This is a genomic window from Proteus sp. G2626 (assembly GCF_009915985.1).
Lineage (GTDB): Bacteria > Pseudomonadota > Gammaproteobacteria > Enterobacterales > Enterobacteriaceae > Proteus > Proteus vulgaris.
Window position 1 is genome coordinate 1 of sequence record NZ_JAABNH010000003.1, and the last position, 6525, is coordinate 6525.

Here is a 6525-nt window from a genome sequence, read left to right on the forward strand (position 1 = left end):
GATATCAAAAAAATACCTCAGCAGTAACCCACCGCACCAACACCAGATAACCACCCTATCGCTCACCTAGAGAGGTAACAATGAAAACTAACTATTACAGCGCTATGCGTGATTGCATGGCGGTGCGTATAACTACGCCTCAAGCACGTAAAAATAAACGTACAAGCCCATGGTTATTCAGTTTAGCTGTGGTCATTGTAACAACCGTTGGCGTAATACCGACATTTGTAAGTTGAGGTGATTATGCAAATTTCATACAGCTACTCGAACGGAACTCGGGTAATTCACGATAAAACAGTCATGGAATTTGACGAAAGTAGCAAGCTTAGCATTGAGACAGGAAGTTTCGCTGAGCTGGCTAAGTTAACGGAAATAGACTCAATTGAGGCAATGGAATATGTACTCGATTGTGACGACGAATCGCTTGAACGGATTATCAATGCGATAGGTAAGGAAGCCTTTATTAACAGGATATTGCGAGTTTCTAAGCTAAGGAGGGTTGCGTGATTACAAACACCTACGGACTCAGAAACGACTGGTACGAACGTCAAATGGAAAAACAAGCGTTTGTTAATTCTCAGGAAGAGAAAATATCAGTTGATGAGGTTATGGATAGCCTACCAGAAGAACTGTTATGTATGGATTTAGCAAAGAAGTTAAATCCTGTATTTGAAATTAGCCCTCAAGCGCTGGATGCAGTTTTAGATGGAATTAGAACAGCTATTCAGATCGGGATAGATAAAGAGGTTTTAGGATGAAACCTGGTATCCATTACAACATTTCAAATGAGGATTATCACCATGGATTAGGGATCAGTAAATCTCAGTTAGATTTAATAAGCGAAATGCCAGCCGAATATATTTGGAGCAAGGAATCTCCTGTTGATGAAGAAAAAATAAAGGCATTGGATTTCGGGACTGCTATCCACTGTCTTTTGTTAGAGCCAGATGAATACAGTAAGCGATACAAGATAGGTCCTGATGTAAATCGTAGAACAAACGCAGGGAAGCAAGAGGAAAAGGAATTTCTCGAAATGTGTGAAAAGGAAGGTGTCACACCAATCACTCATGACGATAACAGGAAGTTAATGCTCATGAGAGATAGCGCACTAGCTCACCCAATAGCTAAATGGTGCTTGGAAGCTAATGGAGTAGCTGAAAGTAGCATTTATTGGAACGATGTAGATACGGATATTCTTTGTCGTTGCCGGCCAGATAAACTCATTCAAGATCACCATTGGATTGTTGATGTAAAAAGTTCCGCTGACATTCAACGATTTGACCGCTCCATGTACGAATATCGGTACCACGTACAGGACTCTTTTTATTCCGATGGATATAAATCATTAACAGGCGAACCCCCTGTCTTTGTCTTCCTCGTTGTAAGCACGACTATCGACTGCGGTAGATACCCCGTTAGAGTTTTCAATTTAGACCAACAAGCAAAAGATATTGGTCGAACAACCTACAAACAAAATTTAAGAACGTATGCAGAATGCCTAAAAACGGATGAATGGGCAGGCATACGCACATTATCACTGCCCTACTGGGCTAAGGAATTAAGGAATGAGTAACCCACCATTAGCTCAAGCTGACTTGCAAAAAACTCAAGGTACAGAGGTAAAAGAAAAAACCAAAGATCAAATGCTGGTTGAGTTTATTAACAAGCCAAATATGAAAGCGCAATTAGCAGCTGCGCTTCCTCGTCACATGACGCCGGATAGAATGATCCGCATTGTGACGACGGAAATTAGAAAAACGCCAGAATTAGCCAATTGTGATATGCAAAGTTTTGTTGGTGCAGTGGTGCAATGTTCGCAATTAGGATTAGAACCGGGCAATGCACTAGGGCATGCATATATATTGCCTTTCGAGAAAAAGAGAAAACAAGGTAATCAGTGGGTAACCGTTAGGACCGATGCGCAGCTAATCATTGGCTACCGAGGAATGATTGATTTAGCACGCCGATCAGGGCAAATAGTAAGCATCTCAGCCAGAACGGTAAGGCAAGGCGATAGTTTCCATTTTGAGTATGGACTGAATGAAAACCTAACGCACGTACCAGGTGAAAATGAGGACTCGCCCATTACACACGTTTACGCTGTCGCAAGGTTGAAAGATGGCGGTGTCCAGTTTGAAGTTATGACGCATAACCAAATTGAGAAAGTCAGAGCATCAAGTAAAGCTGGACAAAATGGCCCATGGGTTTCTCACTGGGAAGAAATGGCGAAGAAAACCGTTATCCGTCGTTTATTTAAATACCTACCAGTCTCTATCGAAATGCAAAAAGCAGTCATTCTTGATGAAAAAGCAGAGGCTAATGTCGATCAGGAAAATTCATCTGTATTTGAAGGCGAGTTTGAAGAAGTTAGCCAAAGCGCCTAACCACCCTACCCGTTTAACCAAAGGATATAACCATGAAAAATTTACATGGTCGCTGCATTCAGAGATGGAAGCAACGATTCAAGAATGTTTGTGATTCTAAGGTTTCACCTTATTACAGGAAGCGCGACTTAAAGGGATTTTGTCGTGAATGTGGTGTCATTACTGCTGACATGATGATCCAAAATATGGCAGAGAATAATGCAATTGTTGACTTTAGTGGGTGCTGGCAAGGATGGTCACCTGAATTTTCAAAGTTCTTTGACGAGAATCGAGAAAAATATATTACCGAAGCACGTTTGTTTCTCAATGAAGAAGCCACTAACGACGAAATAGACGACTTAATCGAAGAAGAAATATCTAATTGGAATTAGAACTCAGTGCAAGGATGCAAACAGGAGATAGATATGAACATTAAACAATTACAGAAACAAATTCATCAGCAAAACAAAGATGCAGGATGGTGGGATAACCCACGCGAAAAAGGAACGTTACTCTGCCTTATTCATTCAGAAATCAGTGAGGCAATGGAGGGAGAGCGTAAGGATTTAATGGACGATCACTTACCACATAGAAAAATGGCTGAAGTCGAACTTGCTGATGCTGTTATTCGTATTTTGGATTATGCAGAAGCCTTTGGTTATGACATTGAAGGGGTAATTGCTGAAAAACTAGAATACAACAAGCATCGAACAGACCATCAACGGGAAAATCGCACAAAGGAAGGCGGCAAGCAGTTTTAATTTAACTCGCAGGGATGCAATGAAGAGGAATGAATATGAAATTAACAGGCAAGCAAATTAAAACACTGGATATTGTGAGAGATAAGTTTGGCTCTGGAATTGATGGTGGAACACTTAAGTCTTTTGAGAAAAAAGGGTTAATTAGACAGACCATCCTTGGATGGACACTAACAAAATCAGGATTTGATATATTGAATAAGGTGGAGTGATGGATAAATTAGCCGATGCTCGTGCTGTATTCGAGAAACTATATAAAGAACAAACCGTATTTATTGAAAATACTCATGGATATGATAGCCAGAAATTCGCTTTATGGGCTGGATTTCAATTGGGATGGAAAGCATCACGCGAGAGTTTAATTAATAACCTACCAGAAAGTATTAATTGCCCTACCGCACCAGAACTAATATGGCTACAGGTTGACCCCGAGCCAGAGGAGGAAAATAAGCCTGTATATCCAGTTAATTTACGTAGTGATGATGTGACTTGGTGTGCAGATAGAATTCATCCAACTGACACGTTATATATTCGTGCTGATTTAATTCAAAAGTAAATAACCATGCAAATAATCGGATATGTATTACTCATGCTAATACAGGGCTCTGCATATTCATAGGAAATCAAAATGATATATTTAAGTTTGTTCAACGGAATATCCGCTGGGCGATTGGCGCTGTCTCGCGCTGGAATTAAATTTGATAAATATTACATCGCTGAAATAGATAAATTCGCTAATAAAGTATCTGAGTTTCATTATCAAGATAATATTCAATTAGGTGATGTTAATAATTGGCGCGAGTGGGATATTGACTGGTCAAATGTGGGATTAGTTACTGCGGGATTTCCATGTCAAAGTTGGTCGCTGGCCGGCAAGCAATTAGGAGATAAGGATGAGCGTGGTAAATTATTCTGGACGACATTAGAAATAATGAGCCATGTATTAGAAAATAATCCAGATGCTAAATTCATGCTCGAAAATGTAAAAATGAAAAAGGAATTTGAGGAATATATAACATTACATACGGAGCGCGCATTAGGTTATGTAAATAAAACTCTTATTAATAGTTCATTATTATCAGCACAAAATAGACAGCGTTATTATTGGACTAATTTTGAAGTTAGCCAGCCAGAGGATAAAGGTATTTTGCTGAAAGATATTATTGATGATGACAGTATTACTGATAGAGAAAAGTCATATTGTATTGATGCTAATTACTCGAAAGGAACAAATTTAAATCAGTACCTAAATAAATCCAGACGGCAAATAGTATTTAGACCATGCGAACCAAGAGAGCGCATTAAGCAATCTAAAGACGGATTAATTCATGTTGCCAATGCATCTGACATTAGAGGTAACGAGTCTATACTGCGCGTTTATTCTGATGCTGGAAAAGCTCCAACGCTTTCAACGTGCCAGGGTGGGCACAGAGAGCCGAAAGTAGCAATCTATCAGCGTCCTCGAGGTAAAAATAATGGAGGTGTTCACACTGAAAAGTCACCAACACTCACATCTAATTCATGGGAACATAATAACACTCTGCAATATAGAAAATTAACCCCTAGCGAATGTGCAAGGTTACAAACGTTCCCCGATGGTTGGTGTGAAAATATAGTTTCAAATTCACAGTCATATAAATGTTACGGCAATGCGTGGACTGTTGATGTTATTGCTCACGTATTCAAATGTGCATATAGAGAAAATAAACATGAAGCTATTCGTCCTGTTGTTAATTATGAACAATCATGTAGTGCCAATATCTGATGATTTATACACGCAATCGGAATGCAATAAACGTGCTGAATATTTAATGTCAGTGAGGAATGTTGAAGTTATTTGTGGGGAGGTGATGAAAGATGAATAAACGAAATCAATTACTTAATCGTATTAATTGGGATGCTCAAGATGTTGGAATGATAAGACTTAGAAATGAAGATATTGGGAGTAAACTTCAAGTTCGATGTACTGCATTATGGAAAGAGTTATTAAATGCTGATATTCCAGCCGATGATTTAATTAATCGATTAACTACATTTCATAATGATGTTGAATTATCAGCAAAACAAACGGGATTGTATAATGAATAAATACACCGAACTCTCTGATTTCGAGATTAATAAAAAGGTATTCATTCTTAATTGTAAGGATGATTGCATTCAGTATAAAGATATCAAGCAACGCACTGGAAGTTTAAAGTTATTCCAGCGCCAACTAAAAGCCAATATTAAATATGATAATGAAGAAACATGGGAAGAAACAGAATGGATTGATTTCTTTGGTCACGCTATGGCAATGAGCCTAGTAGAGACAAATAAAATTGCCATTAGCTATGTAGATGAAATTTGGCAATGTGGCTCTGGTTGGAATGTAGCAGAAGATAAAAAATTAACTCGTGCCATATGCTTAGCATATTTATTAATGAAGGATGCGGAGAATGAAGGCTGACTACGGAGGTAGCCATACACCAAAGGAACTGCGTGATAGATGGCAAACTCCCCTACCTTTATTTACAGCACTGGACGCTGAATTTGGTTTCTATTTAGATGCCGCCGCCGATAAAAATAATGCGCTCTGTTCACGTTACCTCACTGAAAAAGACGACTCGTTAAATTGCGACTGGGAAAGTTATGGCGGTATTTGGATTAACCCGCCATATTCAGATATTCAGCCTTGGATTAATAAAGCCGCCGAACAATGTAAAAAGCAATTGCAACCTGTTGTGATGTTAATTCCTGCTGATACTTCTGTCGGTTGGTTTAATTCTGCATTAGAAACAGTCGATGAGGTGAGATTAATTACAGGAGGAAGAATATCATTTATTAATGCTGGTACAAACAAACCCGTCAATGGAAATAATAAAGGCTCAATGCTTTTAATATGGCGACCATATATCAAGCCACGAAAAATAATTAATACTGTCGATAGAGACGAGTTAATTAATATCGGCAATAGAATATTAAATGAATGGAAAATAGCATAGGTGAATTATGAGATTAATAATTCGCGGTGAAGTCACGCCCACAGAAAGGATAGCTATTAATGAGGCACTGGAAGCCCATAAAAAGAAATATAATCGAACTGGAATAATCGTTAATCATAAAATAAAGATAGGAAAGAATATCTACCCAGTCGAAATAGAAAACTGCCGTAGATCATACATGGTCACTTTGCGTAATAAAAGGCAAAGACTATGAATGCACAGGCAATGGAAAACGCGAGACGGCAAATAGCAAAGGAATGCTTAATCGAACTCAGAAGCCACGGAATACCAAACGACAAACTAACCACTCAGATCCTCGATAAATACACACCGAAGTTTAAGCCTCTAAATCACACAAAGTACAACACCAAAGATGTTATGTGCCAATACATCAGAAATCTGCAAAAGGAAGAGAAGAATGGA

Annotated in this window: 14 protein-coding genes; all 14 read left to right on the forward strand. The window is 38.7% G+C overall.

Going from position 1 to position 6525, the window contains the following annotated elements; translation table 11 throughout:
- Window positions 1-80 precede the first annotated feature (80 nt).
- A complete protein-coding gene (locus GWJ05_RS18390) occupies window positions 81-236 on the forward strand; it encodes a hypothetical protein (protein WP_170110775.1) in 156 nt (51 codons plus the stop codon).
- Window positions 237-503: 267 nt separating this feature from the next.
- The gene (locus tag GWJ05_RS01270; protein ID WP_161680924.1) at window positions 504-758 is read left to right on the forward strand and encodes a hypothetical protein; all 255 of its coding nucleotides are present in this window, start codon (window positions 504-506) and stop codon (window positions 756-758) included.
- On the forward strand, window positions 755-1573 hold the full coding sequence (locus GWJ05_RS01275) for a PD-(D/E)XK nuclease-like domain-containing protein (RefSeq protein ID WP_161680926.1): 819 nt from the start codon (window positions 755-757) through the stop codon (window positions 1571-1573). Before GWJ05_RS01270 ends, GWJ05_RS01275 begins: the two co-directional genes overlap by 4 nt.
- On the forward strand, window positions 1566-2384 hold the full coding sequence (recT, locus tag GWJ05_RS01280) for a recombination protein RecT (RefSeq protein ID WP_161680928.1): 819 nt from the start codon (window positions 1566-1568) through the stop codon (window positions 2382-2384). The genes GWJ05_RS01275 and recT overlap by 8 nt, the downstream gene beginning before the upstream one ends.
- A 32-nt stretch (window positions 2385-2416) precedes the next feature.
- Window positions 2417-2755, forward strand: a complete 339-nt coding sequence (locus tag GWJ05_RS01285) for a hypothetical protein (RefSeq protein ID WP_161680930.1) — start codon at window positions 2417-2419, stop codon at window positions 2753-2755.
- 33 nt (window positions 2756-2788) lie between these two features.
- Entirely contained in the window at window positions 2789-3124 is a 336-nt protein-coding gene (locus tag GWJ05_RS01290) for a hypothetical protein (RefSeq protein ID WP_161680932.1), read from the forward strand.
- Window positions 3125-3159: 35 nt separating this feature from the next.
- A complete protein-coding gene (locus GWJ05_RS01295; RefSeq protein WP_237585058.1) occupies window positions 3160-3333 on the forward strand; it encodes a hypothetical protein in 174 nt (57 codons plus the stop codon).
- On the forward strand, window positions 3333-3677 hold the full coding sequence (locus tag GWJ05_RS01300; protein ID WP_161680936.1) for a hypothetical protein: 345 nt from the start codon (window positions 3333-3335) through the stop codon (window positions 3675-3677). Before GWJ05_RS01295 ends, GWJ05_RS01300 begins: the two co-directional genes overlap by 1 nt.
- A 72-nt stretch (window positions 3678-3749) precedes the next feature.
- Window positions 3750-4886 (forward strand): DNA (cytosine-5-)-methyltransferase, encoded by a 1137-nt coding sequence (gene dcm, locus GWJ05_RS01305; RefSeq protein WP_161680937.1) that lies wholly within the window; start codon window positions 3750-3752, stop codon window positions 4884-4886.
- Window positions 4887-4978: 92 nt separating this feature from the next.
- Window positions 4979-5209 carry a hypothetical protein gene (locus GWJ05_RS01310; RefSeq protein WP_161680939.1) on the forward strand — a complete coding sequence of 77 codons (231 nt, stop codon included), beginning with the start codon at window positions 4979-4981 and terminating at the stop codon, window positions 5207-5209.
- Complete coding sequence (locus GWJ05_RS01315; RefSeq protein WP_161680941.1) at window positions 5202-5567, forward strand: hypothetical protein; 366 nt, start codon at window positions 5202-5204, stop codon at window positions 5565-5567. The genes GWJ05_RS01310 and GWJ05_RS01315 overlap by 8 nt, the downstream gene beginning before the upstream one ends.
- Window positions 5557-6102, forward strand: coding sequence for a phage N-6-adenine-methyltransferase (locus GWJ05_RS01320; RefSeq protein WP_161680943.1), 546 nt, complete (start codon window positions 5557-5559; stop codon window positions 6100-6102). Before GWJ05_RS01315 ends, GWJ05_RS01320 begins: the two co-directional genes overlap by 11 nt.
- 7 nt (window positions 6103-6109) lie before the next feature.
- Complete coding sequence (locus GWJ05_RS01325) at window positions 6110-6316, forward strand: DUF4060 family protein (protein ID WP_087802142.1); 207 nt, start codon at window positions 6110-6112, stop codon at window positions 6314-6316.
- Window positions 6313-6525, forward strand: a 213-nt coding sequence (locus GWJ05_RS18480; RefSeq protein WP_237585059.1) for a hypothetical protein, incomplete at its 3' end; no start/stop codon positions are given. The genes GWJ05_RS01325 and GWJ05_RS18480, both read left to right, overlap by 4 nt.

What these genes read in the sequence shown, in the direction of transcription:
- GWJ05_RS18390 (WP_170110775.1), top strand. Translation starts at nt 81, where the DNA reads ATGAAAACTAACTATTACAGCGCTATGCGTGATTGCATGGCGGTGCGT.
- GWJ05_RS01275 (WP_161680926.1), top strand. Translation starts at nt 755, where the DNA reads ATGAAACCTGGTATCCATTACAACATTTCAAATGAGGATTATCACCAT.
- recT (WP_161680928.1), top strand. Translation starts at nt 1,566, where the DNA reads ATGAGTAACCCACCATTAGCTCAAGCTGACTTGCAAAAAACTCAAGGT.
- GWJ05_RS01285 (WP_161680930.1), top strand. Translation starts at nt 2,417, where the DNA reads ATGAAAAATTTACATGGTCGCTGCATTCAGAGATGGAAGCAACGATTC.
- GWJ05_RS01290 (WP_161680932.1), top strand. Translation starts at nt 2,789, where the DNA reads ATGAACATTAAACAATTACAGAAACAAATTCATCAGCAAAACAAAGAT.
- GWJ05_RS01295 (WP_237585058.1), top strand. Translation starts at nt 3,160, where the DNA reads ATGAAATTAACAGGCAAGCAAATTAAAACACTGGATATTGTGAGAGAT.
- GWJ05_RS01300 (WP_161680936.1), top strand. Translation starts at nt 3,333, where the DNA reads ATGGATAAATTAGCCGATGCTCGTGCTGTATTCGAGAAACTATATAAA.
- dcm (WP_161680937.1), top strand. Translation starts at nt 3,750, where the DNA reads ATGATATATTTAAGTTTGTTCAACGGAATATCCGCTGGGCGATTGGCG.
- GWJ05_RS01310 (WP_161680939.1), top strand. Translation starts at nt 4,979, where the DNA reads ATGAATAAACGAAATCAATTACTTAATCGTATTAATTGGGATGCTCAA.
- GWJ05_RS01315 (WP_161680941.1), top strand. Translation starts at nt 5,202, where the DNA reads ATGAATAAATACACCGAACTCTCTGATTTCGAGATTAATAAAAAGGTA.
- GWJ05_RS01320 (WP_161680943.1), top strand. Translation starts at nt 5,557, where the DNA reads ATGAAGGCTGACTACGGAGGTAGCCATACACCAAAGGAACTGCGTGAT.
- GWJ05_RS01325 (WP_087802142.1), top strand. Translation starts at nt 6,110, where the DNA reads ATGAGATTAATAATTCGCGGTGAAGTCACGCCCACAGAAAGGATAGCT.